This is a genomic window from Candidatus Litorirhabdus singularis, from assembly GCF_026262625.1.
In the GTDB taxonomy this organism is placed as follows: domain Bacteria; phylum Pseudomonadota; class Gammaproteobacteria; order Pseudomonadales; family Halieaceae; genus Litorirhabdus; species Litorirhabdus singularis.
In genome coordinates, this window is sequence record NZ_SHNN01000001.1 from 1,704,223 (window position 1) to 1,730,147 (window position 25,925).

The 25,925-nt window shown below is 54.6% G+C and carries 21 protein-coding genes; 10 read left to right on the forward strand and 11 right to left on the reverse strand.

Going from position 1 to position 25,925, the window contains the following annotated elements; translation table 11 throughout:
* Positions 1-4: 4 nt before the first annotated feature.
* Together EYC98_RS07580 and EYC98_RS07585 are read left to right on the forward strand one after the other, a co-directional pair.
* Entirely contained in the window at positions 5-2,203 is a 2,199-nt protein-coding gene (locus tag EYC98_RS07580; RefSeq protein WP_279244714.1) for a molybdopterin oxidoreductase family protein, read from the forward strand.
* Positions 2,203-4,077 carry a DmsC/YnfH family molybdoenzyme membrane anchor subunit gene (locus EYC98_RS07585; protein ID WP_279244715.1) on the forward strand — a complete coding sequence of 625 codons (1,875 nt, stop codon included), beginning with the start codon at positions 2,203-2,205 and terminating at the stop codon, positions 4,075-4,077. The genes EYC98_RS07580 and EYC98_RS07585 overlap by 1 nt, the downstream gene beginning before the upstream one ends.
* Here the strand turns inward: EYC98_RS07585 and EYC98_RS07590 are convergent.
* From EYC98_RS07590 to EYC98_RS07610, 5 genes are read right to left on the reverse strand one after another with little or no spacing between them, the layout of a single operon-like run.
* Positions 4,074-4,547, reverse strand: a complete 474-nt coding sequence (locus tag EYC98_RS07590) for a nuclear transport factor 2 family protein (RefSeq protein WP_279244716.1) — start codon at positions 4,545-4,547, stop codon at positions 4,074-4,076. The genes EYC98_RS07585 and EYC98_RS07590 overlap by 4 nt on opposite strands.
* 46 nt (positions 4,548-4,593) lie before the next feature.
* Complete coding sequence (gene cynS / locus EYC98_RS07595) at positions 4,594-5,034, reverse strand: cyanase (RefSeq protein ID WP_279244717.1); 441 nt, start codon at positions 5,032-5,034, stop codon at positions 4,594-4,596.
* A 17-nt stretch (positions 5,035-5,051) separates the two neighbouring features.
* Positions 5,052-5,942: an ABC transporter ATP-binding protein gene (locus EYC98_RS07600; protein ID WP_279244718.1), complete on the reverse strand. Its 891-nt coding sequence runs from the start codon at positions 5,940-5,942 to the stop codon at positions 5,052-5,054.
* A 3-nt stretch (positions 5,943-5,945) separates the two neighbouring features.
* Complete coding sequence (ntrB, locus tag EYC98_RS07605; protein WP_279244719.1) at positions 5,946-6,773, reverse strand: nitrate ABC transporter permease; 828 nt, start codon at positions 6,771-6,773, stop codon at positions 5,946-5,948.
* Between the two features lies 1 nt (position 6,774).
* On the reverse strand, positions 6,775-8,244 hold the full coding sequence (locus EYC98_RS07610) for a CmpA/NrtA family ABC transporter substrate-binding protein (protein WP_279244720.1): 1,470 nt from the start codon (positions 8,242-8,244) through the stop codon (positions 6,775-6,777).
* Positions 8,245-8,556: 312 nt separating this feature from the next.
* On the opposite strand from EYC98_RS07610, the gene EYC98_RS07615 reads away from it, so the two are divergent.
* The 4 genes from EYC98_RS07615 to EYC98_RS07630 all read left to right on the forward strand — a co-directional run bounded on the left by EYC98_RS07615 (position 8,557) and on the right by EYC98_RS07630 (position 16,384).
* On the forward strand, positions 8,557-10,422 hold the full coding sequence (locus EYC98_RS07615) for a sigma-54 interaction domain-containing protein (RefSeq protein ID WP_279244721.1): 1,866 nt from the start codon (positions 8,557-8,559) through the stop codon (positions 10,420-10,422).
* 285 nt (positions 10,423-10,707) lie between these two features.
* On the forward strand, positions 10,708-14,550 hold the full coding sequence (locus tag EYC98_RS07620) for a di-heme oxidoredictase family protein (protein WP_279244722.1): 3,843 nt from the start codon (positions 10,708-10,710) through the stop codon (positions 14,548-14,550).
* Between the two features lie 37 nt (positions 14,551-14,587).
* Entirely contained in the window at positions 14,588-14,968 is a 381-nt protein-coding gene (locus EYC98_RS07625; RefSeq protein WP_279244723.1) for a phage holin family protein, read from the forward strand.
* Positions 14,969-15,178: 210 nt separating this feature from the next.
* The gene (locus EYC98_RS07630; protein ID WP_279244724.1) at positions 15,179-16,384 is read left to right on the forward strand and encodes a sulfotransferase family protein; all 1,206 of its coding nucleotides are present in this window, start codon (positions 15,179-15,181) and stop codon (positions 16,382-16,384) included.
* Positions 16,385-16,693: 309 nt separating this feature from the next.
* Here EYC98_RS07630 and EYC98_RS07635 read toward each other — a convergent pair whose 3' ends face one another.
* The gene (locus EYC98_RS07635) at positions 16,694-18,436 is read right to left on the reverse strand and encodes an N-acyl-D-amino-acid deacylase family protein (protein WP_279244725.1); all 1,743 of its coding nucleotides are present in this window, start codon (positions 18,434-18,436) and stop codon (positions 16,694-16,696) included.
* Positions 18,437-18,547: 111 nt separating this feature from the next.
* Positions 18,548-19,366 carry a glutathione S-transferase family protein gene (locus tag EYC98_RS07640; RefSeq protein ID WP_279244726.1) on the reverse strand — a complete coding sequence of 273 codons (819 nt, stop codon included), beginning with the start codon at positions 19,364-19,366 and terminating at the stop codon, positions 18,548-18,550.
* 95 nt (positions 19,367-19,461) lie between these two features.
* On the opposite strand from EYC98_RS07640, the gene EYC98_RS07645 reads away from it, so the two are divergent.
* Complete coding sequence (locus EYC98_RS07645) at positions 19,462-19,875, forward strand: VOC family protein (protein WP_279244727.1); 414 nt, start codon at positions 19,462-19,464, stop codon at positions 19,873-19,875.
* 37 nt (positions 19,876-19,912) lie between these two features.
* Here EYC98_RS07645 and EYC98_RS07650 read toward each other — a convergent pair whose 3' ends face one another.
* On the reverse strand, positions 19,913-20,590 hold the full coding sequence (locus EYC98_RS07650) for a nitroreductase (protein WP_279244728.1): 678 nt from the start codon (positions 20,588-20,590) through the stop codon (positions 19,913-19,915).
* Between the two features lie 194 nt (positions 20,591-20,784).
* On the opposite strand from EYC98_RS07650, the gene EYC98_RS07655 reads away from it, so the two are divergent.
* On the forward strand, positions 20,785-20,949 hold the full coding sequence (locus tag EYC98_RS07655) for a hypothetical protein (protein WP_279244729.1): 165 nt from the start codon (positions 20,785-20,787) through the stop codon (positions 20,947-20,949).
* A gap of 74 nt (positions 20,950-21,023) precedes the next feature.
* On the forward strand, positions 21,024-21,725 hold the full coding sequence (gene aqpZ / locus EYC98_RS07660) for an aquaporin Z (protein WP_279244730.1): 702 nt from the start codon (positions 21,024-21,026) through the stop codon (positions 21,723-21,725).
* Between the two features lie 99 nt (positions 21,726-21,824).
* Here aqpZ and EYC98_RS07665 read toward each other — a convergent pair whose 3' ends face one another.
* Genes EYC98_RS07665 through EYC98_RS07675 form a run of 3 tightly spaced genes read right to left on the reverse strand, consistent with a single transcriptional unit; the run spans position 21,825 to position 24,914 of the window.
* The gene (locus tag EYC98_RS07665; RefSeq protein WP_279244731.1) at positions 21,825-22,613 is read right to left on the reverse strand and encodes an SDR family oxidoreductase; all 789 of its coding nucleotides are present in this window, start codon (positions 22,611-22,613) and stop codon (positions 21,825-21,827) included.
* 12 nt (positions 22,614-22,625) lie between these two features.
* Positions 22,626-23,894, reverse strand: coding sequence for a metal-dependent hydrolase family protein (locus EYC98_RS07670; RefSeq protein WP_279244732.1), 1,269 nt, complete (start codon positions 23,892-23,894; stop codon positions 22,626-22,628).
* A 42-nt stretch (positions 23,895-23,936) separates the two neighbouring features.
* Positions 23,937-24,914, reverse strand: a complete 978-nt coding sequence (locus EYC98_RS07675; RefSeq protein ID WP_279244733.1) for an amidohydrolase family protein — start codon at positions 24,912-24,914, stop codon at positions 23,937-23,939.
* Between the two features lie 228 nt (positions 24,915-25,142).
* On the opposite strand from EYC98_RS07675, the gene EYC98_RS07680 reads away from it, so the two are divergent.
* Positions 25,143-25,880, forward strand: a complete 738-nt coding sequence (locus tag EYC98_RS07680; protein ID WP_279244734.1) for a DUF3313 family protein — start codon at positions 25,143-25,145, stop codon at positions 25,878-25,880.
* Positions 25,881-25,925: the final 45 nt, after the last annotated feature.

Here is a 25,925-nt window from a genome sequence, read left to right on the forward strand (position 1 = left end):
CATCATGCTATTTGGTAAACGCAAGAAGAAACCGATCAAGCTACCGGACAAGGGCGTGCAGGAATGGAAGTACGCTACCTGCGGTTACTGCTCTACCGGCTGCGCGCTTGAGGTTGGCCTGAACGCCAACGGCGAGGCCGTCACAACTCGCGGCGTGGCAGATGCCCCTGTCAATCGCGGCAAGCTGTGTATCAAGGGTATTACCGAGGCGGGTATTTTTAACGCCAGCGGACGCGGCACCGAACCGCTGGTGCGCGCCCAGCACTGGGAACCTTGGCAGACCACTGACTGGGATAGTGCGCTTGATCACAGTGCCAGCGAAATGCAGCGCATCGCCGAGCAATATGGTCGTGATGCGGTAGCCATCGTGTCTACCGGGCAAATTCTGACTGAGGAGTTCTACACTCTGGGCAAGCTGACCCGTGGACTCATCGGCACCAACAACTATTGCGGCAATACCACGTTGTGCATGGCGTCTGCCGTGTCGGGTTACAAGCGCTCATTTGGCGCCGACGGGCCGCCAGGTTGTTATGATGATTTTTCTGACACCGATTGCCTGCTGGCCTTTGGGTCTAATCTTCCGGAACAACATCCGGTTATTTACTGGCGTTTGAAAGAAGCCCTTGAGCAGCGCAAGTTTCCGATTATTGTGGTCGACCCGCGGGTCACCATGTTCGCCCAGTTCGCGGATATCCACCTGCCCATTACGCCGGGCACTGATCTGGTTCTGCTAAACGCGCTGGCCAACGTGATCCTTGAGGAAGGTCTTGCGGATGAAGATTATATCGCCGCTTACTGTCACGGCCGCGAGGAATTGCAGTCCTTGTGCCAGCGATATGATCCAGCTACTGCAGCGGGTATCTGTGGTATTGACGAAGATACCATCCGTCAGGTTGCCAGACTCTACGCCAGCGCCGGCGCAGCCATGAGTATCTGGACCATGGGTATCAACCAGAGCACTCACGGCTCTGATGGCGTCTGCGCCATCAATAACCTGAACCTGATTACCGGCAATATTGGCAAGCCGGGCGGTACTTCCCTGTCCATTACCGGGCAGTGCAACGCCATGGGCACCCGCGAGTGGTCTTCCACCTCAGGCCTGCCCGGCTACCGCACCCTGGAAAATCCGCAGCACCGGCGTGAGGTGGCAGAGTTCTGGAACGTCGATGAAGGCTTCTTCCCGCCCAGCCGCGGGCTCGCTATGACCGACATTTTTCCGGCCATAGAGTCCGGTCAGATAAAGGCGCTGTGGCTGGTTGCTACTAACCCGATGACCTCCATGCCCAATACCGCGCGCATGCGCCGCATTCTGGAGAAGCTGGAGTTTTGCGTAGTGCAGGATTCCTACGCTGATGTCGAGGCTAACCAATATGCGCACGTCTACTTGCCTGCCTCACTCTGGGCTGAGAAGGAAGGTACTTTCACCAATACCGAGCGGCGGGTCAATCTGGTCACTCAGGTCAAACCACCGCTGGCAAATTCCAAGCCGGATTTGTGGATATTCAATGAGATGGCTAAACGTTGGCCAAAATCGGAAAAAATGACATTCCCCGAGACTGCCAGCGAGGTATTTGAAGAAATGAAACTCCTGTCGACGGGAACGGGTGCTAACGGCGCGCCGCGTAACCTGGATATCTCGGGAATGAGCCATGAAGCTATCTTGCAAGCGCGCGGCCTGCAATGGCCAATGCGCGCCGGCGACAGCAGCGGTAGTGCCAGACTCTATGCCGATGGCGTTTTTCCGTACCCGGACGGCAAGGCCAAGCTGTTGGCTATGGAGTGGAAGGACAACAACGAAACGCCAGACAATGACTTTCCTTTCTGGCTCAATAGCGGCCGCGTGGTAGAACACTTCCACACGCGTACCCGTACCGGAAAAGTAGGTAATTGCAACAAGTTCAGCCCAACCGCCTATATGGAGATAAACCCCAAGGCGGCGCAGGACCAGGGCATCAATCACATGGACTATGTGCGTCTGGTTAGCCGCCGCGGTGATGCCATAGTTCTGGCGCAGCTCACCGAACGGGTGCCCTACAACATGGTATTTGTGCCGTTCCACTACCACGATTGCGTTAATCGCCTGTCACTGGGTCTTCTGGACCCGCACTCGAGGCAGCCGGCTTTCAAGCAATGCGCTGTCAGAGTGGAGCCAACTGATCAGGAGCAGGCCGCGCGTATGAACCTGGAATTGAGGGCCTACTGATGAGCGTTGAAATTTTTGAAGCCATTACCTCACAGCGATCTTCCGAATCAATATTTCCGCTGCGTGACAATGAGCCGGAATATGGCAAGCTCAATGATCCCACTAGTGACGAGCGTAATCGTTACGGCAAGCTCATAGCCTTGACTGACCTGGTTGATCAGGCAGAGTCGCTGAACATTAACGGCGTTACTGAAAAAGGATTTAATCCCAACCGTAACAAGCAACACGCATTTCACTTTACTGCTGACAACTGTATCGGTTGCCATGCCTGTGAGTCAGCTTGTGCAGAGAAAAACGACACGCCGGCGCATTTGAGCTTTCGCTCAGTGGGCTATGTAGAGGGCGGTACCTACCCGAACTACACGCGCATGAATATCTCAATGGCTTGCAATCACTGTGATGATCCTGTTTGCCTGAAAGGCTGCCCCACCAACGCCTATACCAAGCACGAGGCTTACGGCGCAGTCATTCAGGATCCGGACATATGCTTCGGCTGTGGCTACTGTACCTGGGTCTGTCCCTACAATGCACCACAGCTTGACCCGGAGGCGGGTCAGGTTGAAAAGTGCAATATGTGCGTAGACCGGCTTGAGGTGGGGCTGAAGCCGGCCTGTGTTAGCGCCTGCCTGGGCAATGCGCTCGACTTCGGCGTAGTCGAAAACACTCCGGATAACCGCGAGCAGATAAACACCAGTATCCCCGGCTTTCCCGACCCGGCGATATCGCACCCCAATATCCGCTTCCAGCAAACCAAAAGCATGCCCCGGGAGATGTCTCGCACCGATTCAGCGCCCATCAAGTATCGCCGCGACGACGCTACCGGTAATTACAAGCCGACTCTGGATAGCAAAAGCGGCAGTGCGCGCCAGTGGAACCTGGCCAGACTGAGCAGTCGGGAAAATCCGCTGGTGCTATTCACGCTGGCGAGTCAGGCTGCGATTGGCACTTTCGTCATCAGCTGGCTGGGGTGGTTCGGAGCCAGTTCACTGGCGCCCATCGGTCAAATGGGTACCTACCAGAGCCTGGTGCTAGTCAGCCTGTTCCTGATTGGCGGCGGCCTTGGTATGTCGGCGCTGCACTTGGGCAAACCGGTACGGTTCTATCGAGGCTTCAACAATCTGCGCTACTCGCCCATGGCGCGCGAGGGCGCCTGCGCTGCACTGTTCATGGCATTTGCCGGTCTGCACTGGCTGGCCAGTGTTGCGCAACTGCCAGTTCTTAATGAGATGCTGCCGGCAATCGCGCATGTACAGGGTCTCGCTAGCGTAACCGCCAGCGTTACCGGTGCAGCAGCATTGCTGGCAGCTGCGGGTACCCTGTATTACATGTACCGATGTTATCGAATCAAGGCTCGACCGTTTTGGGACCATTGGCAGTCTGGTAGTGCTTTTGTCGGTGCCACTGCGCAGCTGGGTGCCGCTGTCTGCGGTACTTTCGCGCTGCTCACTGGTTCTGCAGACGCGCCGCTTCTGTCGACACTCGCAGCCATTATGCTGTGCGGTACGGTAGTGGAGGCAATAGGGTTGATCGCCCATGCTCGGAGCATGACGCTCTCTGCTTCCGAAGGCGCTGTATCACACTACGCGCAGACGACCACTTTCGGTAAAACCTGGTTGCTCAGAAACTGCAGTCTCGGGCTACTGTTATGTTTGCTGGCGGTTTTCATTGTGCAGCCTGCTGCCTGGCTATGGGTAGGTGCAGTTGCGCTAAGCCTGGGCGCCGCGCTGATCAGTCGGGCTCTGTTCTACGTTTTGGTGGTTCCCACTACAATGCCGGGCGCTTTCTTCTGGAAAAACAAAGGCTTCGAAGAGCACGCTCGTGATATCGGTCTGGCCAATCTGCCGCAGACCGGTGTCTCACCGCGTGGTCATTAGAGTCCCAGGGCAGACAAACCAGGGTGATCAATAGGGCGTGGTCCCTGTGGCCAGCGGAACTTGCGATCTATTTCAGCGATCGCCCAGTCGTTAATACTGGCGTGGCGGGTTTGCATAAGGCCCTGCATGTCGAACTCCCAGTTTTCGTTACCGTAACTGCGGAACCACTGACCCTGATCATCATGCCACTCGTAAGCAAATCTGACAGCAATACGATTGCCGGCGCAGGCCCATAGCTCTTTGACCAGACGATACTCACACTCGCGTTGCCATTTCTCCGTGAGGAATTTCTCGATCGCAGCACGGCCGCTAAAGAACCTGTTGCGATTGCGCCAGATGGAGTCTGGCGAATAGGCCAGCGCAACCGCTGCGGGGTTCTTGCCGTTCCACGCGTCTTCCGCCTTTCTAACCTTCATTTCCGCATCTTCCAGGGAGAAAGGCGGTAGTGGGGGACGTATATTTTCTGTCATACTAGATCCTTAAGAAAGAGGGCGGCCAGGCGCGCGCCGCAGTTTTCTACCAGCTTTTGTAGGGCAGGAACTTCCCATTGAGAGTCAACAGCACACGATCACCCTTGGGATCTTCGATCTTGTCCACTTCCATACTGAAGTCGATGGCGCTCATAATTCCATCGCCAAACTTTTCCTGTATTACTTCTTTGAGTGTCTCGCCGTATACGCCCACGACCTCATACAGTCGGTAGATCAATGGGTCTGTAGGCACGGCCTGGTCCCAGATTTTGGTTGGAAAGGCTTCCAGCGCCTTGGCCACTTCTTCGCCCAACCCAAGGTACTCGGCGATCGCCGCGGCCTTTTCGGGAGGCGCGCTGTTCATGCCCAGACAGGCAGAAGTCAACCATACAGGCGACATGCCGGTATCTTTGCCAATTGTCTCCCAGCTCAAACCTTTTTCGAGTCTTGTGCTGACTATCAGGTCGGTCATTTCCAGTTTGTTCATAAGGCCTCCTCGGCTTATTAATTTGCAGCCACCAGGGCCGCTGTTTCAGTGTTAGTTGAGTTTTCATTGCCCACCCCGGAGATACTGGGGTCGATAAATGTTGGAGCCTGGCTGTCGCCGGTCTTTCGTTCACCGGAACGGTTGACCAGAAAATTGACCAGATAGTTTCTGATTTTGTAGTAGGCGGGGTCTTCAACGATCGTGGCGCGTCCGCGCGGTCTGGGAATGTTGATCTTGACCGATTCAGCCACTCCTGCCCGCGGCCCATTGCTCATAAGAAGTATGCGGTCGGCGAGCAAAATTGCCTCGTCCACATCATGGGTGATCATGAACACGGTTTGTTGAGTTTCACTCCAGACCTTGATCAATTCATCCTGAATCACGCCTCTGGTCAGTGCATCAAGCGCGCCGAAGGGTTCATCAAGTAACAGGAGTTTCGGGCTGGTGGCGAAGGCTCGGGCGATACTGACGCGCTGGCGCATGCCCCCGGAGAGTTCAGACGGCTTGCGTTGCAGTGAGTCAGCAAGCCCCACCATCTCTAGATAGCGCCTGCTGTGTTCAAGCACCTCCGCCTTACTCCATTGCGGCCAACGCGCTCTTACCCCGAAGCTTACGTTATGCAAGGTCGACAGCCAGGGCAGCAGGCTATAGTTCTGGAATACCACGCCGCGGTCCAGGCTAGGGCCGCGGATCTCCTTGCCTTCCATGATAATGCTGCCACGCGAGGGCATGTCCAGGCCTGCAAGGACATTGAGAATGGTGGACTTGCCACAGCCGGAGTGTCCGATTATGCAAACAAACTCTCCCTTCTCGATTCCAAAATTAACATCCTCGAACACCACCAGTTCGTCGCTCGCGGAGGTGTAAATCTTCGCCAGCTGTTCAATGCTGACAAATGGCTTGCTCATTGTTTACTCCTTGTACTGAACCAGTTTTTCGACTCTGCCCAGTGCAAAGTCGAGGGCCATCCCCACCAGGCCAATCATTAGAATGGAGAAGATGACGCTGTTGAGATCGAGGTTGTTCCACTCATTCCAAACGTAGTAGCCAATGCCGGTGCCACCCACCAGCATTTCTGCTGCGACAATCACCAGCCAGGCAATACCTATGGAAATACGCATACCGGTCAGTATGGTCGGCGCAGCCGCTGGCAGAATCACAAGGAAAGCGGTCTTGATTTGGCTCAACTCATGCGTTCGCGCTACAGATATCCAGTCATTACGCACATTGGCCACGCCGAAAGCGGTATTGATCAACATCGGCCAAATGGAGCAGATAAAAATCACGAAGATAGCTGACAGTTCAGAGTCCTTGATAATAAATAGCGCTAGCGGCATCCATGCCAGCGGGGAAATAGGCCGCAGCACCTGTATAAACGGGTTGAGTGCCTTGTGCATAAGCGGCGACATACCGATCAGGAATCCCAGCGGAATTGCCACCAATGCGGCGGCAAAGTAGCCGGTGAGAACCCGATACAGTGAATACGCCAGTTGAATACCGATACCCTTGTCGTTCGGGCCCGCATCGTAAAACGGATTGCTCAGCTCATCCCAGGCACGACCCGCTACCTGTGAGGGAGGCGGTACCCGTGCTTCCTGGTCGACGCCGCCCATCAGTATTTCAAACTCGGTCAGAGCTTCGGTCGCAGCGGGCGGTTGGTTCAGCGCCTCCCAGAGGCCCAGTAGGGCCGCCAGAAGACAGACTGAAACCAACGCGGCCCTGACATTCAAGCTAGCCATGCTATGTCCGTTTGATCGCGAAGCTGTTGATGTACTCTTCAGGCTTGTTGTAATCGAATTCCTTACCCATAATTGTATAATTCTGATAAGTGCTGGAGGGAGGTGTGTAGCCCAGGTCCTTCATCACCTTACCGGTCTCTGCAGCCACATAGACCCGCTCCGCGATACCTTTGTAATCAATGTCTCCGTCAACATAGCCCCAACGCTTCATCTGCGTCAGAATCCATACCGCCATCGAATGCCAGGGGAACGGGTCGAAGTCGATCCGGTCCGGCACGTCGTGTACTTTTTGCTCGATGCCATCGACATAGCGTCCGGTCAGCACTTGCCTGACAACCACCTCGGGTTGGTTGAGATAGTTTTTCGGCGAGATAGCCTTGGCGATCTCGGCGCGATTTTCAGCTTTGGCTGAGTAATGTGTCGCATCGACAATAGACTTGAATAGCGCTGAATAGGTATTGGGCATTTCAGTTGCGAACTTCTCGCTACAGGCGAAGGCGCAGCATGGATGTCCCTCCCATATGTCCTTGGTCAAGATGTGCAGAAAACCTATCTTTTCGAACACCGCTCGCTGATTGAAAGGGTCTGGCGACAGGTAGCCATCAAGATTGCCGGCACGCAGGTTGGCAACCATCTCCGGCGGGGGCACAACCCGAATCTGGATATCTTTGTCAGGGTCGATTCCATGTTCAGCCACATAGTAACGTAGCAAGAAGTTATGCATGGAGTAATCGAATGGTACCCCGAACTTAAAGCCCTTCCAGTCCTTGGGGTTACGCTTGTCCTTGTGCTTGTTGGCAAGCACGATGGCCTGGCCGTTGATATTCTCGACAGCCGGCATGATGTAGGGGGTGGCGGTTGAGCCTGCGCCCATACTCATGGCGAGCGGCATAGGCGTCAGCATGTGGGAGGCGTCGTACTCGCCATTCAACGATTTGTCTCGGGCGACAGCCCAGCCGGCTGTTTTAATCACGTCCACATCAAGCCCGTACTTGGCATAAAAACCCATGGGCTGAGCCATAATAATCGGCGTGGCGCAGGTGATGGGTACAAAGCCCACCTTGAGTTTGGTTTTTTCCAGCGGCCCTATTGAGTCTTTTACCGCGGCTTTCACCTTGTCCAACGGAATCATTGAGCCCAGCACTGCCGCTAGTGTGCCGCCGCCCACCAAACGGATAAAGTCGCGGCGGTTGGCGTCACTGTGCCCGAACACACCTCTTACAATGGCGTTCTCTACAGCCCGGTCCATCATGTCTTCACTGCTGTCGAAGCTGTCCGCAGCAGCCGTGGGCGCTGCGTGGCTATGCCCGTGCCCCGCCTCCGCCTGACGTTCCATAAGCATTTGACGATCGCGGTCGCTCAGCGACTGACCGGACCGGGCTTCTATTTTACAGATGTCGCAGACGCAGCTGGCCGAGTGGGTCAAACTGCTGTCCGCGTCGAAGGGATTGCCTAGACTCTTGTTGCTCATTTTTGGTGCTCCTGCCTTTTCGTAATGACTTTTGGTGATCCGTTCTGGTGCGTGCGAAAAACGCTAGTACCCAAAAAGCGGGCTACGGGTTTCTCGTGGCGCTTGCCTGTCTTAGGTATCGCAAGTTGCATGCCAGTTTTTGGAATCGCGCTAAAGACCTGTTTTTAAAGGCTTATCTGGTTTGTACGTGAAAACAGAATGGCTACGTGATTTCGTAATTTACGAATTTTAGTCGCGTGGTATATGAAATTTCGTAATTTGGCTCGATACTTGCTGTGTTCTGTTCACTACGAATCAAAGAACGGCGGGATTATGGATCGCTTCTACAATTACTCGGCAGTTCCACAAATCGTTGTGGACCCAATTCTGGACGTGATCATTGAGGTCAATCAGGAAGCTTGCCGACTTTTGCAACGTGACCGGGATAGCCTAAAGCAACAGCGTGTTACAAGCCTGTTCCGGACTGATCTACCAAGACTCCATGCGTTCACTCAGGAAGTGCTGGAGAACACCCGAGGGTTTTGTGATGAGCTACAGATAGAGATTGGCGGGCAGGCGAGTGGGGTTGAAGTGATTGGCCGATCCAGTCAGGCAGGCGAAGAAAGCTTTCTGCATCTAGGCCTGCAACTGCTTAGCGAACTTACGGTGCGGCGCAGCCGGGCCGATGCGCTGGATATCTACCATTCAGGTCTGGGGCATTGGAATAGAGTGGCCAGCGTTTTTCGCGAATTCGAGCATGAGAATCGCTTGCTTCTGGATGCAGCCGGAGAGGGTATTTATGGGGTAGATAAGGCTGGCAACACCACCTTCGTCAACCCCGCGGCGCGGCGCATACTCGGCTATACGCTGGAAGAGCTAATCGGACGCAATATGCACAGTACCGTGCACTACAGCCATGGTGATGGCTCGCATTTTGAGGTCGACGAATGCCCGATTTTTGAGTCTCTGCGTGATGGTAAGGTTCACACCGTCGACGATGACACCTTTTGGTCGCGCGCTGGTAAACCAATTGATGTTGAGTACACCAGTACGCCCATACTGGAAGGCGACGAGATTGTCGGTGTGGTAGTCATCTTTCGTGACATTTCTGAAAAGAAGGCGGATCGCAAACGACTTATGGAGGTGCTTGAGGAAGTGGAGACACTGAAAAATCGCCTCGAGCAGGAGAATGCCTACCTGCAAGAAGAAATCAGCATTGAATACAACAACCATCGTATTATCGGCCGCAGCGCGGGTGTTCAAAATACAATCAGACAGATCAACCTGGTGGCGCCGACGGGTGCTACCACGCTGATTGTGGGGGAGTCTGGCACGGGCAAAGAACTGATAGCGCGTTCCATTCATGAGCAAAGTGAACGCTCCGAGCGACCACTGATTCGAGTTAACTGTGCTGCGGTACCTGAAGACCTGTTTGAGAGCGAATTTTTCGGCCATGTTAAAGGAGCCTTTACCGGTGCAACAGGGGACCGACCTGGTCGCTTCGAATTGGCCGACGGAGGCACCCTGTTTCTAGACGAAGTCGCAGAAATACCCTTACATTTGCAAGGTAAGCTACTGCGCGTGCTACAGGAGCAGCAGTTTGAACGGGTCGGCGAATCTGCCACCCGCCACGTGGATGTTCGTATTGTTGCAGCCACCAACAAAGATCTACGCCAACTCGTCGACGCAGGTAAGTTCCGCGAAGACTTATACTTCAGGCTCAACGTATTTCCGATCACTTCGGTACCCTTGCGCGAGCGAAGGGAAGATATCCCCCTGCTGGCACAGCTCTTCTTGCAAAAGGCCGCCACTCGCGCCCACAAACCAGACCTCAAGATTTCCCTGAGTGAAATTGAAAAACTTGGTAGTTATCATTGGCCGGGAAATATAAGAGAGTTGGAAAATGTTATTGAGCGTCAGGTTATTCTGGCACAGGGAGACGCGATCAGGATGGATGATTCACTAATATCGTCGGATCAAATTGGCGCGAGAACATCACTACAGCCGTTAGGCGAACTTGAGTCCGAGCCCCAGAATAAGCAGCGTCAGCGTCGGAATATCTTAATGGCGCTGGAAAAATCTCAGGGCAAGGTGTTTGGTAAAGAGGGTGCAGCCGAGCTGCTTGGCATCAAACCCACGACCTTGGCGTCACGGATCAAGAAATTACATATCGACCCACGTAGTTTCAAAAATGCGTAGCGAAAGTCGACTGCAGGATATAGCGCTGTCGAAAAATCTGCGGGCAAAACGGTAACCGCTGCAGCAGTGTCATAGCAGCCGCATCGTCAGATCGACCGTGAGGCGCGGAAGCGCAGGGCAACCTGCGGTCCTAAAGCCTCCTTGTGTCATTTAATCTTGCCATTAGTCCTTTTTATCTCAACCCACTCTCATCATTCGACCAGTCATAGGACACTGTTACAAGACGCGTGCTGCACCTGCTCGCAGTCTGCGCCCGAGTAGGACAGTAAGCGGATTACGAGATAAATGAAGATACTTGCAGTAACTGCATTGGCGACGGTGCTCCTAAGTTTTGTCACCTCCTCACACGCAGCTTACCCGATCTATGCAGACGGTGACCTGGCTCCTCTGGGGGACCCCGACGGCATCATTAATCTTGCCGATTACCTGGTTGCCAGCAATATCGTCATGGGGGAGGTCATCGCCGGGGAACTTGAGCTCGCCCATGGAGATCTTTACCCACGTGGGGCCCCCGACGGCCTCATCAATATTCAGGACTTGCTGCTACAGCAACAGTTGGTGCTCCAGCAACACGGCCGCTTCAGCGAGACTCTCGACCTGTTCATACACGGGACTGAGACAATACAGTCAGAAGCAGGCGGTAGTGCCGCGTCTACGACACTGAGGGTGGGTGCCTCAGCAGGCCCGGGCGCCAGCATTATCAACGAGCCGAATTACACAGACCCACACGATAGTAGTAACACCGTCTGGTATGTCTCCATTAGTGGTGGCGCGGCTAATGCGTACCTGGGTACGGCCAACCTGAGCGCCGACCCGGTGTTCGATACCGGTTTTGACCTCTCCGGCGAAGGCTCGGGCCAGCTGGTATTCGACATCAGGGTGAATAGCCTGTCACCCGGGGCTGTGTTAACCGTCAAGATCGACAGTGGATTCCCGAACCTGGGCCAGGTAGCGCTGCAAGCCTCCGATTACGAGGTCGGCAACTGGAGCAGAGTAGCGATCAATTTTGCCGACCTGCTCGCTGATCCCGGCCCGGGTTCCGGCGTTGATCTGTCTAACGTGATCAATATATTTGTCATTGAAGTGATGGGTGGCAGTGCTGACTTTTTCCTCGACAATATCTTTGTCAGCCATGCGTGCGCGGATGTGAATGGTTGTAATGCGACGATTAAGACCAAATCTGTGCTCGACACTGATGGTGACGGAGTCCCCGACCGTAGCGACCTGTGCCAAGGTACACCGCCTGGCTCACTGGTAAACCCTGCGGGTTGTCCCATCGTGGTCAATGATGCCGATAATGACAGAGTGCCCGATACCAATGATCTATGCCCTGGAACACTGGCAGGCGCTGTTGTGGACACAACCGGATGCCCAATCATTGCTACGTTGCTCAGCGCCACTGCCACCGCTAGCTCTTTGGGTACAGCTGGCGGCGCGGCTTTTGCGGTCGATGGCAATCGGGCAACCCGCTGGGAATCAGGGTTCGGGGTTGATCCTAGCTGGATCACGCTCGACTTGGGTGCCAGCTATGCGTTGTCAGAGGCGATCATTCACTGGGAAGCGGCGAATGCAGAGAGCTATCAGATTCAGGGTTCGGCAGACAATAGCAATTGGACGTCGCTATACAGTCGGACCGGCGGTGCCTTTGGAGAACGCACCGATACTGCGGCTCTGTCCGGCGCTTATCGTTATGTGCGGATGTATGGCATCGCCCGCAGCAGCCCCTATGGCTATTCGATCTGGGAGATGGAAGTGTATGGTTCGGTCGCAGCCGATCAGGATGGCGATGGTGTAGATGACAGTCGGGACTTGTGCCTCGCTACTCCGTCGGGCAGTGACGTAGGTACTGACGGCTGCATATTCAGCGATGCAGACAACGATGGTATCGGTGACAGACTGGATCTTTGCCCTGGCACGCCTCCAGCATCTCTGGTCGATAGCAGTGGTTGTACCGTGGTTCTCCCTGTCAATGAAGTATCATCTATAAACGACCGATTGGCTGGTGGCGATGGTTCCAGCCGGCCCGGCTTCACCCTTTACGTTTTTGACAATGACATCGGCTCAGCTGGCAGCAATTGCCATGACGCCTGTGCCATCAACTGGCCGCCTCTACTTGTCACTGATGGCGGTGCCACTGGCGTAGCCGACCTCAGCACGATCACACGCAATGATGGCGCACAGCAGGTTACGTATGCTGGCAGGCCCTTGTACTTCTTCAGCGGCGACGCAGCCCTCGGAAACACTAACGGTGACGGAGCAGGTGGTGTGTGGCATGCCATTGATTACCTACAAACCTATTCACCGCTGTTCGACAGCACCACCGCGCTGGAGCCGGCGCTGCAGGTCGATACCCCAACGGCGTTGATAACCCGCCTGGCTGACCGCGCCCGTGACCGCCACGCGCGAGAAGCCCAGTTCAAGACCTATGACCATTACCTGTCTTTTTACTGGGAGCATCGCACGGCTGAAATCGAGATCGTCGATACCATCGGCAAAGGCGGTAACACCATTACCTTTAATGTCACTACCCAGTGGAAGGTAAGGACCCTCGAGGCGGAGTTGCGTTTTTTCCAGCTGACTGCGGCCATTTACGCTAACAACGGCGTAATGCAGCGGGTCCGGGGTCTGGACGTCCCCGGTGAAGATGCCCGGCACTACACCCGCAGCCTGAGTTATAACCAGAAATTCAACAGACCGCTGCAGGTGGGCGACCGCCTCGAGTTCGAGCTGAGTCAGTTTCTCGATGCCCCTCCCAATGGCAGGGAAAATTATTACGGCACCGCCATACTCTATATCGTCGGCCAGGGCGTCGTGCCTTGGGAAGCGCGAGCGGGGCAGGGTGATAACTCCTATCCCCTGCCGGCAGCTGGAAAGCTGGGCGGCGACACTACGCTGAATTACCAATATTCGGATGAGCCGGACAATCACTTCATGCAGATGCCGACCAACCTGTCGAACATTAATGGCCAGGTCTTTGTGCTGGGACGCCGGGTGCACCATACCGACTTCGAGGACGGCTCCCATAACGAGGCGATAACCAATCCCCCCTTTACTGAGCTGGCTGGCAAGCTCGGCAATAATTATATCGATCACTCCTGCGTATCTTGCCATGCAAGAAACGGCAGGGCGCTGCCACCGCTGACACCCGGCCAGCCGCTTGCCGGTTATGTCGTCAGGGTTGGTGATGCCAGCGGCAACCCGGATCCGCACTTGGGTGCCGTGTTGCAACCGGAGACTATCACCGGCGCCGCGGAAGGCGGGGTCAGCATCAGCAGCTGGAGTGAGAAAGATGGTCTGCGTTCACCCAACTACAGCTTTACCGGCGTGACTCCGGCCAACTTCTCAGCGCGCATTGCGCCACAGCTGGTCGGTATGGGGCTGCTGGAGGCCATAGCGGACGCCGATATCGAGGCACTGGCTGACCCGCAGGACAGCAACGCAGATGGCATCTCCGGCCGGATACAGCTGGCGGTGGATGCTGAAACCGGACAGAACAGAATAGGGCGTTTTGGCTGGAAAGCCTCACTGCCCACAGTAAGGCAGCAGGTGGCGGCAGCATTCAATACCGATATGGGCGTGATGACATCGGTTTTCCCCGATCCTGACTGCGGCAGTGCACAAACCGACTGCGGACCCTCTGGCTCCGAGTTGAGCGATGAGCACCTCGACGACCTGACCGCTTATGTTGCCCTGCTGGGGGTGAGTGCCCGCCGCGACCTGAATGATCCAGTTGCACTGCAGGGTGAGGCGTTATTTGCCAGTGCCGGCTGTAACAGCTGTCATACAGATACCTTCCAGACATCACCGTATCATCCGCATGCGGAGCTGCGTAGCCAGACTATCCATCCCTATACCGATCTGCTACTACACGATATGGGACCTGGCCTTGCTTCAACCTTGAGCGAAGGCAATGCGTCTGGCGCGGAATGGCGCACCGCGCCGTTGTGGAATATCGGCCTGACTCAAGGTGTCAGTTTCGGCGAGGGTTACCTGCATGATGGTCGCGCGCGAACCCTGAGTGAGGCAATCTTGTGGCATGGTGGAGAAGCGGAAGCCTCCAAAGAGGCATACACATCAATGTCGGCGAGTGACAAAGCCGCCCTGATCGCCTTCCTCAAAAGCCTGTAGGGTGGCGCGAAAGAGTTCTCGATGGTAGGTTGAGCGTATGTTGGGAGTCGTTCTAAGAACATTGATCACCGCGCTGGGCATCTGGCTTGCGGCATATCTTGTGCCCGGTGTCAGTGCGGCGTCCACCGGCGCCCTTATTTGGGCGGCGATAGCGCTAGGCCTCATCAACGCCTTCGTGCGGCCTGTGCTGGTGTTACTTACTCTGCCTTTCACCGTTCTGACTCTCGGGCTGTTTTTGCTGGTCCTCAATGCCGGCATGCTCAACCTGGCGGACTGGTTTGTGGATGGCTTCGAAGTAGTTGGCTTATGGAGTGCGGTGTTCGGTGCCATCGTGGTTAGCCTGGTCAGCGGCCTGTGTTCCAACTTTATCGGTCCCAAGGGAAGCTACGAGGTAATGGTGGTTAGGCGCGGCGGTTAAGTTTGTCACCTGGCATCCTCAACACGCAGGCAGGGTCGGCCGCTTGAGACTGTCGCAGACATTATAGAACTGGCGGTATCGGCGGGAATATCCTCGGTACGCATTTCTGGTTCGCGAGTATCTTGGACAGGTTTACTAGTGCTCCCTATAGGCATAGTGTATCGAAACTGCCTATGCATGTGGCACACCAGTTGGTAGACAAAGGCTGAAATGAATTCCAACAGTCGTTCAGACATCAAAGTGACCGTTGACTCGCTGAAACTCAAAGCCAGCGAAAAAACGGGCCTGACAGATTTCGGTGCAGATACCTATAGCGCAGCGCTGACTGCCTGGGTAGAAGACATTAATGGACCTGTTCCCAATGCACGGGGGCGAAAATTTTACGCTAGCCTGGCGGTCAATGATCTTGCGCGGAGACTTGAGGTGATGGACTGCCTGAAGCAGCACCCCGAGATAGACGATGTCGTCATTCCACCCATACTTTATATTACCGGCCATGAACGTAGCGGCACTACTTTGTTGCACAACCTGCTATCCCTGGACGAGAACGCGCGATCACTAAAACGCTGGGAGTTAATGCGCCCAACGCCACCGCCAGAGGCTGCCACCTACCAGACCGATCCACGCATTGCGGAGGTGCAAGCACCCCAGGAGAAACTGCGCGGCACTTTACTGGAGCATATGCACTGGGTTGACGCCGAAGACCCCGAGGAGTGCACCTGGGGCCTTCTGAACTGCACCAGCTTTCTGGCTCAGTCGCCTGCTTGCGTGCTGCCAAAATGGGCTAACTGGCTTGCTACTGCCGATATGACTGAGACATTTGTCGAGTATCGTCGCCTCATCAAACTACTGCTGTGGCGCAATCCCGTGGGAGAGTCTGGCTATTTGGTACTGAAGGCACCCCAACATGCCGGCCTGGTAGATGTTATTGCTGCAATTTTTCCTGAAGCACATTTTGTATTCACCCATCGGGATCCCTACCGGGTCTTTACCTCATCATGCGCATTGGTCAGTCATACCAATGAGTCCTTCATCGAGAGCAAAGAACTTTTCAACCCCGGAAATAGTGGAGTGACCATGATGGTTGATCGATGTGAGCGAAAACTCACAGCTATGGTCGCCCACCAGGCAACGTTATCGAGGCACATCAGTAGTGTCGACTACCCGGAGCTCATCGATAATCCGTACGCGGCTATTAAGTCTATCTATGAGCAGGCTGAGCTTCCCTCCCCAGCGCATCTGCAACAACTGATTAGTGATTTTCTTGGGGAGCAGAGGGCCGGGCGCAGGGCCAAGCCTCCGGCGAGGATGCCCGACTTTGGCTTTGACCACGAGCAATTTTTACAGCGGCCAAAAATCTCTGACTATTGTCGGTGTTTTGGAGTTCGAGCGGAGTTGGCCAGGACTGCTGGCTAGCACAACCGGTCACCTTAGCGCGGCAGCTACAAGCCTCTGGAGGCGTGCAGCACTTCTCCAGTCTCCCATTCTTCAGTGCCCTTTACTTGTCAGAACCGGCTTTAAGAGGCGGCGGCAATAACAAAGGCAATAAGCGGTTTTTTCATGCCGTAGAGTCTCTTGGTGGCGGCTGGTTGCGAGCGATGTGACAGCCGAGCCCGTAAGAGCGTCTCTTCAGGAGAGGCTTCAGTGGTAGTTGCCTCTTTAGTGTTTCTTGTATTTTGGTATTGGGTGCCGACGCTTCAGCGCGCTCAAATATTTCGTATCGGTTCACGAACTCTCAGAACGTGGATCATCCTGTTTACCCCGTAGCAGTTTCCCGGGTAATGCCCCGGTAGCCTTGTTGTTCTCGTAAATAATCTGTCCCGCCTTGATGGTTGCACTGATCCCATCGGCATCCTGCAGGAAGCGCTTGCCGCCGGCGGGTAAATCATAAACAACATGAGGCGTATGTAACGCCAGCGCCTCAAAGTCGAGGATATTGATGTCCGCCTTCAATCCTTCTTCGAGCAAGCCGCGATCTAGTAGAGAATAAAGTTCGGCTGGCTGGCGGCATAGCATGTTCACGGCCTCGGCCAGGTCAATCATGCCCTTTTCCTTCACCCACTTGGTCAACACATAAATATTGGCACTGGTGTCGCAAATGGATCCAACATGCGCGCCACCATCGCCGAGAGCAGACACTGTATTAGGGTGCTTGAGGAGGGTGGGGATGTTCTCGGTGAAGTTCACTGCGGGTATGTAGACCAGGTTGGCACCGTCATTGCCGAGGAAGTAGTCGTAAAGCCATTCCTCTGGCTCGCGGCCCTCTCTCTCAGCGATTGCTGCGACACTGCTACTGCGCTCCGGCAGGTAATTGATGGGATCTTCCAGTGGATACATTTTGCTGAACCGACGGTTGAAAATCTCGACAAACACGTGCGGGTTCTCGTTGTCCTCCGCGAGAATCTTGGCTTTTAATGCAGGGTCCGCGAGCGCTTGCTTACGCGCTTCCCAATCGAGGTTGTCCAGAGCGGCGAAAGACGGGCGTCGGTAAAAGCTGTGCATAGAGCCAGGAAAACCCATCAGAATACCAATAGGCCGTGACAATACCTGGCCGCGTATATCCAATCCCTGAGCTTGCGCATTTTCCAGCCTGTCGAGCTGTTCGCGCCACTGTCCTGCTTGCCCACCGGCTGTCTGTCCGCCCAAGGCACCACCGACATCAACTAAAGTAAACGTACCTTTGGCGCCCGTTTTAGCACTGGTCTCAGCCAGAATGCTGAATTCGTCATCCGCATCAACCCAGTCGGAAATAAACTGGAACACACTGCCTCTTTCCCCAGACAGCGCTTCGCCCAATTGCTTCAGTTCATCGCTTGCGGCTTGGTAAGTAGGAATAAACTCACCCGTCGCGCTGCGGTGAACCAGCGTTCTGGAAGTAGAAAACCCAACTGCGCCTGCCGCTACGCCTTCGCGTATGAGCGCCTGCATTTTCTGTATGTCATCCGCAGTCGCTGGCTCACGGTTAAGCGCCCGTTCGCCCATGACATACACGCGCAGTGGCGCGTGTGGAAACAAAGCCGCAACATCTATGTCTATATCTCTTTCATCAAGGGCATCCAGATACTCGGGAAAGGACTCCCAGTTCCAGGATAATCCCTCGTCCATAATGGAACCCGGAATCTCTTCCACGCCTTCCATTAGCTTAATCAGAACATCGTGGTCTTCTTCCCGGCAAGGCGCAAAGCCTACGCCGCAGTTACCCATTACAACGGTTGTGGTGCCAAGGTTGGAGGAAGGTTTGAGATGAACATCCCAGGTGGCCTGCCCATCATAGTGGGTATGAACATCGACAAAGCCCGGGGTGACAATCTTACCCCGCGCGTCGATGACCTTATTAGCCGTACCCTCTATATCGGGGGCGATCAATGCAATGACACCGTTTTTTACGGCGATATCGCAGTTCTGAACAGCGCTGCCGGAACCGTCGTAGAGCTCGCCGTTTTTAATGATAATGTCATATTCAGTCATATCCAGCTCCAGGCCTATTATGTCTTGTGCTCAGCATAGTGTATGTCAATTATTGATGCAGGCGGCAATGACTGAGTATCAGTGCCCCTCTTATGCATTATCCCAAGAATGCTAGTCGGGCAGCGATACCAGTCCCTTTAAGTCTTCCGGTGAAGTCAGTCGCATTGCCACATCAGGCAGCGGAAACCAGATTGTCGGCTCCTGTACCTCGCGAATGTAACTGGCGATACCGGGCTGCTCGGCAATATGTTGTATGTAGGTGTCCAGTTGCCGAAATTCGGTGGAGAAGACCTGGCGATCAAAAGCCTTGAACCAATTGCACAGTACATTGAATGCCCACAGATCTGCCGCGGTCATTGCATCTCCCACCATGAAGCCACTGTCACTATGATTGGATTCCAGATAATTCACAAAGGCCGATAGCTGGTTACGATACCCGTTGGTGGCCAGCCCCCAGGGCTCGCCACCCATGAAGGATTCGAGGCGTGCCTGGGCAACATCGTCGGCGATATTCAGGCGAATATTTACCGGCAGCAAGCCATTGAAGTGAAACAGGGCGTCATAGCAATGGGCCAGTACTGCCTGTACAGCAATACGCTCTGACTGGTTAACACCGAGCATCCCAGCACGCTCTGCCAGCGTTGTGACAATCTGCATGCTCTGATCGAGATAGACTTCCTGATCGACGTAAAGCGGCACATGGTGATTGCGAAAGGCGTGCTTGAGGATTTGCGTGCCATCGGGCCCGGGAGTTATCCAGTCCATGATGGTAACTGGCACGTAATCGTAATCGATTTTCTCGAGATGCAGCAGCACCCGAATCGGCCAGGCTATACCGACAATATTGAAGTACACCAAAGTAGGCTTGCTTACCGAGTCTTGACTCAAACCCTTCACCAGCGACACCAGTTGCGCGACCCTGTCTGTCATAGCAATCTCTTTCATAGTGGATGTGTTGCGGTGATAAAACGCCATGTTCATGATGCGGCGGGTATACTGAGCAGTATTGCACTGAGGAAGCTGCCATGGCTACTGCATTTACTCATCTGGCGCTGCATGTTCGTGACCTGGAGGCCTGCATTGAGTTTTACCGGGACTACGCGGGAATGGTTCTCACCCATGACCGAAATGACAAAGGCAAACGGATCGTTTGGCTGGCAGAACCCGGTCGGGAGAAGGAGTTTATCGTGGTGCTGATCCCGGGCGGGCCAGGACGCAACCAGATAGACACAGATTTTTCACATCTCGGCTTTGCCGTTGAGAGCATTGCTGCAGTGGACGCCATTGCCCAAAAAGCGCGCGCTGCCGGCCTGCTAGAGTGGGAGCCGCGTCAGGAGCCTTATCCGGTTGGCTACTATTGCGGTATTCGTGACCCGGACGGGAATTTCGTAGAATTTAGCTACGGGCAACCACTGGGGCCGGGCGCGCCTATCCAGTAAAGTACCTGACTGGTCAGAAGCGTCAGAGCATAATTACTCAGTCATCAAAGCCCAGAAAAACCGCGGCTTCTTCGACACTCTTACGCTCTGAGTTGACCGCATTGGCCGGAAAGCTATCATCCGGCCAGCCCAACGCAACAGCCTTCATGATCACCTGATCATCCGCAATATTCGCGTGCTCGCGCACGACTGGCGATTGCATAATGCCCTGGCTGTTGATCACTGCGCCCAAGCCACGCGACCAGGCCGCATTGACCAGCGCTGTGGTGACTGCGCCACAGTCAAAAGCCGTGTCATCGCTGTCTGCCAATACGCGGTCATAAGTGATAATTACACAAACCGGAGCATCAAACTGGCGGAAACCGCGCAGCACCCAGTCCATACGTCCCTCTTTATCTTCACGCGCAATGCCCATGGCGGAGAATAGTTGTTTGGCAACGCCAACCTGACGGTCGCGATGTTGACCCTCAAAGGCCTGCCCGATACGAAACTCACGTGAATGCGGTACACCTGCCAGATTGCGCTCCGTATTGCCTGCCCGAATATGGTCCAATGGCTCGCCGGAGATGACCGTAAAATTCCACGGCTGTGTGTTCATCGACGATGGCGAACGCATAGCCAGTGCCAAAATTTCTTTAATCAGCGCTTTCGACACTGGGTCGGGTTTATAACCTCGAATGCTGCGGCGGCCGAGAATGACATCATCAAACTGCATTTTTAATCTCACTGTATGGATACGGGGTCAGTTTACCTAACTGCGCCCAGGGTAGCGCCAAGTTTCCTGCGAGAAATTGCTAGAATCGGCGATAAACATTATTTAATGCGGGCATTTGGCTGGGCGGGATTGTTTGCATGAGAAGTGAGATACTCTTGAGCTAGCGCCCGGTAGTAAGCTGCTAGGGAGAATTGATGGAAAGTTTGAGTGGCACTATCCCCATAGCACTGCAACCAGAAGTGGATGCTGCTCTGGACGTCAATCCTGAGCTGGACTCACCTGGGACTTCCCTGGCGGCGGTTCATAAGCCTGCTGGTGGCAACTTCAACAAACAACTTCAGAATGTGAAAATACCCTGACGCGGTCGCTACGACCGGTAATGGATAATTAGTTCGCCGCAAGGTGAGCGTTTTTTAACAGTAGAGGACAGACCATGGCATTATCTAAAAAATTGGCTGCAGAGTTTATTGGTACTTTTTGGTTGGTACTGGGTGGTTGCGGTAGCGCAGTACTGGCCGCAGGATTTCCGGATGTGGGTATCGGCCTGTTAGGCGTTTCACTGGCCTTCGGTTTGACGGTGCTAACCATGGCATTTGCCATTGGCCATATTTCGGGATGCCATCTCAATCCGGCAGTTTCCATTGGCTTGTGGTCGGGAGGTAGATTCTCAGCCGGTGAGTTGGGGCCCTATATTGCAGCGCAGGTAGCCGGGGGCATTGCCGGGGCTGCCGTTCTCTACGTCATTGCGTCTGGGCAGGCTGGCTTTGATGCCGGTGCCGGTTTTGCCTCCAACGGTTTTGGTGAGCATTCTCCAGGAGGCTACAGCATGACCGCTGCACTGGTCACCGAAGTCGTCATGACCTTTATGTTTCTCATGATCATACTGGGTGCTACCGACAAGCGGGCCCCTGCCGGCTTTGCGCCTATCGCTATTGGACTGGGTCTTACCCTGATTCACCTCATCAGCATTCCCGTGACTAACACCTCGGTCAATCCAGCAAGAAGTACTGGTGTGGCCCTGTTCCAGGGTGACTGGGCTATGTCTCAGCTGTGGTTGTTCTGGCTGGCACCCATCGTCGGCGCGGCTCTGGCGGGGATTGTCTACCGTTGGTTTGAGGCCGATGATGCGGGTTGATTGATACCTTTGTCTCACGGTGATTAAACGCGTTGTCGATGGGCGGCATCACCGTGAGCGTGGAGCGATCCGCCTCGTGTGCATCAAATTCGGAGCCCGCTAGACTACCCTGGCGGCGCCGCCATCTACCGGAATAGCGGCACCTGTGACATAACTGGCGGCCTCAGAAGCGAGAAAAATTATCACGTTAGCGATCTCTTCTGCGTGCGCGAGTCGATTTAAGGGAACCTTATCGGTGATAGTGGCCAGTACTTCTGCTTCTGAGACCCCGTGCTCCAACGACTGATGTTGCAATAATCCGTTGACACGATCGGTGTCTGTCCAGCCTGGGCATACGGTATTGACCAGCACGCCACTCTCGGCGACTTCGCTGGACAAGGTTTTGGCCCAGCCCAATACAGCCAGGCGCAAGCTGTTAGACAGCATCATGTTGTCCATGGGTTGCTTGACGGAGTATGAGGAGATATTGATGACTCTGCCCCAGCCTGCCTTTTCCATTTCAGGTAACACCAGGTTGGTCAGCCTCACGGCGGATTGTACGGTGAGCTCGAAGCTATTGGTCCACTGTGATTCTGTAATCGCTTTATGGTCACCAGGTGGAGGGCCGCCAGCATTATTGACCAAAACCTGAATCGGGCCGTGGGCTGATTCAGCGGCCTCAACCAGTTCCGCGACCTGTTTTGCATCGGTTACATCTGCCTGTATGGCTAGTAGCTGCCCGCCGGTAGCGGCGACCAGTTCCTCATGGGCCAGCTTGAGGCCGTCTGCATCCCGGGCGCATATCGTAACCTTGGCCCCCTCGCGCAAAAAACCCAGTGCAGTGGCCTTGCCAATGCCTTTGCTGGCAGCTGTGACTAGAACAGACTTTCCTTGTAGGCCAAAATCCACAGTGGTTGCTCCTTAGACGGTTGGTGTGTGGCGGTCGGCGAGGTACGGATTGTCGACGCTAAGATTTTTGTACAAGACACCGCCCTTCATCACATCGAGCCGCTTGTGATCCTGCAGAATCCTGACGTCCGTCAGTGGGTTTCCGTCGACAATTATCAGGTCTGCGAGCGTGCCTGCCTCAAGAGTTCCCTGGCTCCCACCGGGGTCTGCGGCAAGACCGCCATTGCGAGTCGCGCAGATCAGCGCTTCAGCGGGCGACATGTCGAACAGGTCGACGAAATACTCCAGGTCGCGAGCGTAACTGCCGTGTGGCGCAATACTAATTCCGTAATCCCCGCCAACAACTAACTTGACGCCTGCGGCTCTGAGTTTGCCTACTGAGACAATGGTAGCGGCGATTTCTTCTTCATAACCCTGCTGGCGAACGGTTTCCCGGCTAACCCCCAGCGTCTCGCATAATTCGACGTAGCGGATTTCCCAGGCCAATGCCGGTCCAACAAAGACTCTGTCTTTTCTCTCGGCAAGCAGCGCGACGGCTTCGTCGTCGAGATAATTGGCATGCCCGATGAGGTCTGCGCCAGCGAGCACAGCTTGCTTGACGGCGGCAGCTGAGCGGGCGTGACAGGCAACACGCAGATTCCTGCGATGAGCTTCGTCGACCAGCGCATGTGCTTCTTCATCCGTTAAGGACAGCTCTCCGGGGGGATTCTGTGCATTGATGGCTTCACCATCGATAAATATTTTTACGATGTCCACGCCCTGCTTACGTTGCTCGCGAATCGCTTTGCGCATAGCCCAAGGGCCATCGACAATATGGCTCAGGCCGCTGCCAAGATCGACGTTGCTGCCTGTTGCTCCAATATCCCGCCCAGCGGCTAATAGCCGAGGTCCTACAATTTGACCCTTGTTGATGGCCGCTCGTAGGGCGATATCGATCATGAAGGTAGAGCCAAAACTCACGGCACTGGTAAACCCGGAAGCCAGCATCAGGCGTGAATTTCTTACCGCGACTATCATGGCCTCTTCAGCGGTAGTCTCGCCAATAGCGAAAGGACTTTCGTCCGCGAAAGAAAGATGCGCGTGAGTCTCGGTCATGCCCGGCATAACGAAACGACCTTTGACGTCAGTCACCTGGGTGTTCGGGGGCAGGGGGGCAAGCCCTGCGGCCGGGCCCGCATAGTTAATGGTGTCTCCGTCGATTAACACCGCGCCGTCATTTATAACGGACTCATCAACAGCGCAGAACAGGTCGCAGTGGGTTAAAAGTTGTGGCTGGGGCATAGCTTTCTCGATGGTTTGTTGGTTTTATTGAACCGTCTGGCTTCAGTGATTCAGACGTAGCAGTTTCTCAGCGTTAGGCGTTAAAGAGGCAGCAAATACGCCTGCCGCTGGTGGTGTGTCCCAGCCCCCGAAATTGGTGCCGTACACCAGACGTTCATGCCCAACCACCTCCACTAAGCGATCGTGGGCGGCCTCGCCATCCACATGGGCATCGAACCATAGTTTCTTAACCATGGCCTCAAGCCCATGCTCCTGGATCGACTCGGGCACCCAGTTACCAAACTTTGCCATGCCTTCAAATCGGTCAAAAAAGTACGGTAGTCCACCACCGCCGTGAGAGATACAGATATCAACCTCGGGGTGGCGATCAAATACACCGCCAAACAATAGTGTGGCGCAGGCGACCATTTCTTCGTACGGATAGCCCAGCAGGATTGAGAGGTTGAAACGATTCAGGCGATCGTCTTCAGGGCCCTTGTCGCCGCCGGTAGAAGCCGGGTGCAGGAACAATGGCACGTCGAGAGCAACCAGATTCTGGTAAAAGGAATCCATACAGCTGTCGTCGAGTGTGTGCGGGAAATGTGTGCCCGTATAGGCGGCAACCAACCCCAATTGCTTCACGCAGCGTTCCAGTTCGGCGTTGGCGGCATCAATATCCTGCATGGGCAGGCAAGCTGCACCAAGGAACTTACCGGGATGTAAGGAGACCAGCTCCGCCATCGCATCATTATGCACCTGGCAAAATCGGGTGGCTGTCTCTGCGGGAATATGATGGAACATAGTAAGTGGGTTGGGTGACAACATTTGCAGGTCAATGCCATCCTGCGCCATTCTTTCCAGGCGCAGATCAGTGTCCATGAAAACCGTGCCACTATAGTCCAGTGGCTTCATCTGGTAATCACCGATACGAAAGAACGGCACGCCATTTTCGTCCTTTGAAAGTTCGGGGCCGAACTTGCCAGCTACACCGAAGCCTGCCTCGAGCACTATGTGGGCGTGTAAGTCTATAACTTTGCTCATTGCTGTTTTCTCTGGTTAGAAACAACGGATATCTCGACTCAGTATAAGACAAATAAAAGGGCTGTCGTGGGTAAATGTCCTCAGGAATACGAGTGAAGCTATTGCCAAGGTAAATCACCGAATGGGTGCTGATAAGTCAAAGCATCCTGTAATGCCACTACAATAGTACCCTACAGAATTCATGGGCAGTGCTGTTAGACTGTGCGCTCAACTAATTAGGAATATCCCATGCAGCAACCAAATTTTGCACGGCAACAAACGGGTTTCGTAAGCTCATCCAAGGCTCTGGGGCTGCTGGTCGGCGCCATCGCGCTAGTTCTAATCAGCTCCTACGGCGTGATTTCCGATGAAGCCCCGGAGGTCTCCTTCGACGGCCTGCATCTTGAGGACAGCTCCAAGGTGGCCCTGGCCTACGTAAAACCCGACGCTGATTTTAGCGTCTATAACAAATTTCTGATGCTGGATGCCTATGTGGCCTTTAAGAAAAACTGGCAGCGTGACACCAAGGTGGCTGGACGCAGAGTTTCCAACAAGGACATGGAACGGATCAAGCAGGAAGCCGCTGAGCTGCTGCATGAAACCTTCAAGACTGAGCTCGATGAGAAGGGTGGCTACGAGTTTGTCGACAAAGCTGACGACAGTGTATTGATACTGCGGCCGGCGCTGATTGACCTTGTCATAACTGCACCGGATATCCCCGTTGCCGGTCGAGTGACGCAGTATGTGGCATCTGCAGGTTCCGCGACCTTGTTCCTCGAAATGTACGATTCGGTAAGCGGTGAAATTCTGGCTCGAGTAGTCGACCGCAGGAACATGCAGGACTATGGGCACGCTCGCTGGGCGAATAGCGTCACCAACCGTCAGGATGCACAGCGTATGTTCAGGCGTTGGGCGCAGTTACTGCGCACGGGCCTGGATGAAACCCGTGCCGAAGCGGGCCAGCCTTCGATGACTCCAGCAGAGTAACGTTTAGTAGGGTGCTGACAAGTTAAGCGCCAATGGGTGATAGAG

Excerpts from the sequence above, each read along its gene's own strand:
- aqpZ (WP_279244730.1), top strand. The coding sequence starts at position 21,024 with ATGGCATTATCTAAAAAATTGGCTGCAGAGTTTATTGGTACTTTTTGG.
- EYC98_RS07590 (WP_279244716.1), bottom strand. The coding sequence starts at position 4,547 with ATGACAGAAAATATACGTCCCCCACTACCGCCTTTCTCCCTGGAAGAT.
- EYC98_RS07610 (WP_279244720.1), bottom strand. The coding sequence starts at position 8,244 with ATGAGCAACAAGAGTCTAGGCAATCCCTTCGACGCGGACAGCAGTTTG.
- EYC98_RS07625 (WP_279244723.1), top strand. The coding sequence starts at position 14,588 with ATGTTGGGAGTCGTTCTAAGAACATTGATCACCGCGCTGGGCATCTGG.
- EYC98_RS07585 (WP_279244715.1), top strand. The coding sequence starts at position 2,203 with ATGAGCGTTGAAATTTTTGAAGCCATTACCTCACAGCGATCTTCCGAA.
- EYC98_RS07670 (WP_279244732.1), bottom strand. The coding sequence starts at position 23,894 with ATGCCCCAGCCACAACTTTTAACCCACTGCGACCTGTTCTGCGCTGTT.
- EYC98_RS07675 (WP_279244733.1), bottom strand. The coding sequence starts at position 24,914 with ATGAGCAAAGTTATAGACTTACACGCCCACATAGTGCTCGAGGCAGGC.
- EYC98_RS07635 (WP_279244725.1), bottom strand. The coding sequence starts at position 18,436 with ATGACTGAATATGACATTATCATTAAAAACGGCGAGCTCTACGACGGT.
- EYC98_RS07650 (WP_279244728.1), bottom strand. The coding sequence starts at position 20,590 with ATGCAGTTTGATGATGTCATTCTCGGCCGCCGCAGCATTCGAGGTTAT.
- EYC98_RS07630 (WP_279244724.1), top strand. The coding sequence starts at position 15,179 with ATGAATTCCAACAGTCGTTCAGACATCAAAGTGACCGTTGACTCGCTG.
- cynS (WP_279244717.1), bottom strand. The coding sequence starts at position 5,034 with ATGAACAAACTGGAAATGACCGACCTGATAGTCAGCACAAGACTCGAA.
- EYC98_RS07645 (WP_279244727.1), top strand. The coding sequence starts at position 19,462 with ATGGCTACTGCATTTACTCATCTGGCGCTGCATGTTCGTGACCTGGAG.
- ntrB (WP_279244719.1), bottom strand. The coding sequence starts at position 6,773 with ATGGCTAGCTTGAATGTCAGGGCCGCGTTGGTTTCAGTCTGTCTTCTG.
- EYC98_RS07615 (WP_279244721.1), top strand. The coding sequence starts at position 8,557 with ATGGATCGCTTCTACAATTACTCGGCAGTTCCACAAATCGTTGTGGAC.
- EYC98_RS07620 (WP_279244722.1), top strand. The coding sequence starts at position 10,708 with ATGAAGATACTTGCAGTAACTGCATTGGCGACGGTGCTCCTAAGTTTT.
- EYC98_RS07600 (WP_279244718.1), bottom strand. The coding sequence starts at position 5,942 with ATGAGCAAGCCATTTGTCAGCATTGAACAGCTGGCGAAGATTTACACC.
- EYC98_RS07580 (WP_279244714.1), top strand. The coding sequence starts at position 5 with ATGCTATTTGGTAAACGCAAGAAGAAACCGATCAAGCTACCGGACAAG.
- EYC98_RS07680 (WP_279244734.1), top strand. The coding sequence starts at position 25,143 with ATGCAGCAACCAAATTTTGCACGGCAACAAACGGGTTTCGTAAGCTCA.
- EYC98_RS07640 (WP_279244726.1), bottom strand. The coding sequence starts at position 19,366 with ATGACAGACAGGGTCGCGCAACTGGTGTCGCTGGTGAAGGGTTTGAGT.
- EYC98_RS07655 (WP_279244729.1), top strand. The coding sequence starts at position 20,785 with ATGGAAAGTTTGAGTGGCACTATCCCCATAGCACTGCAACCAGAAGTG.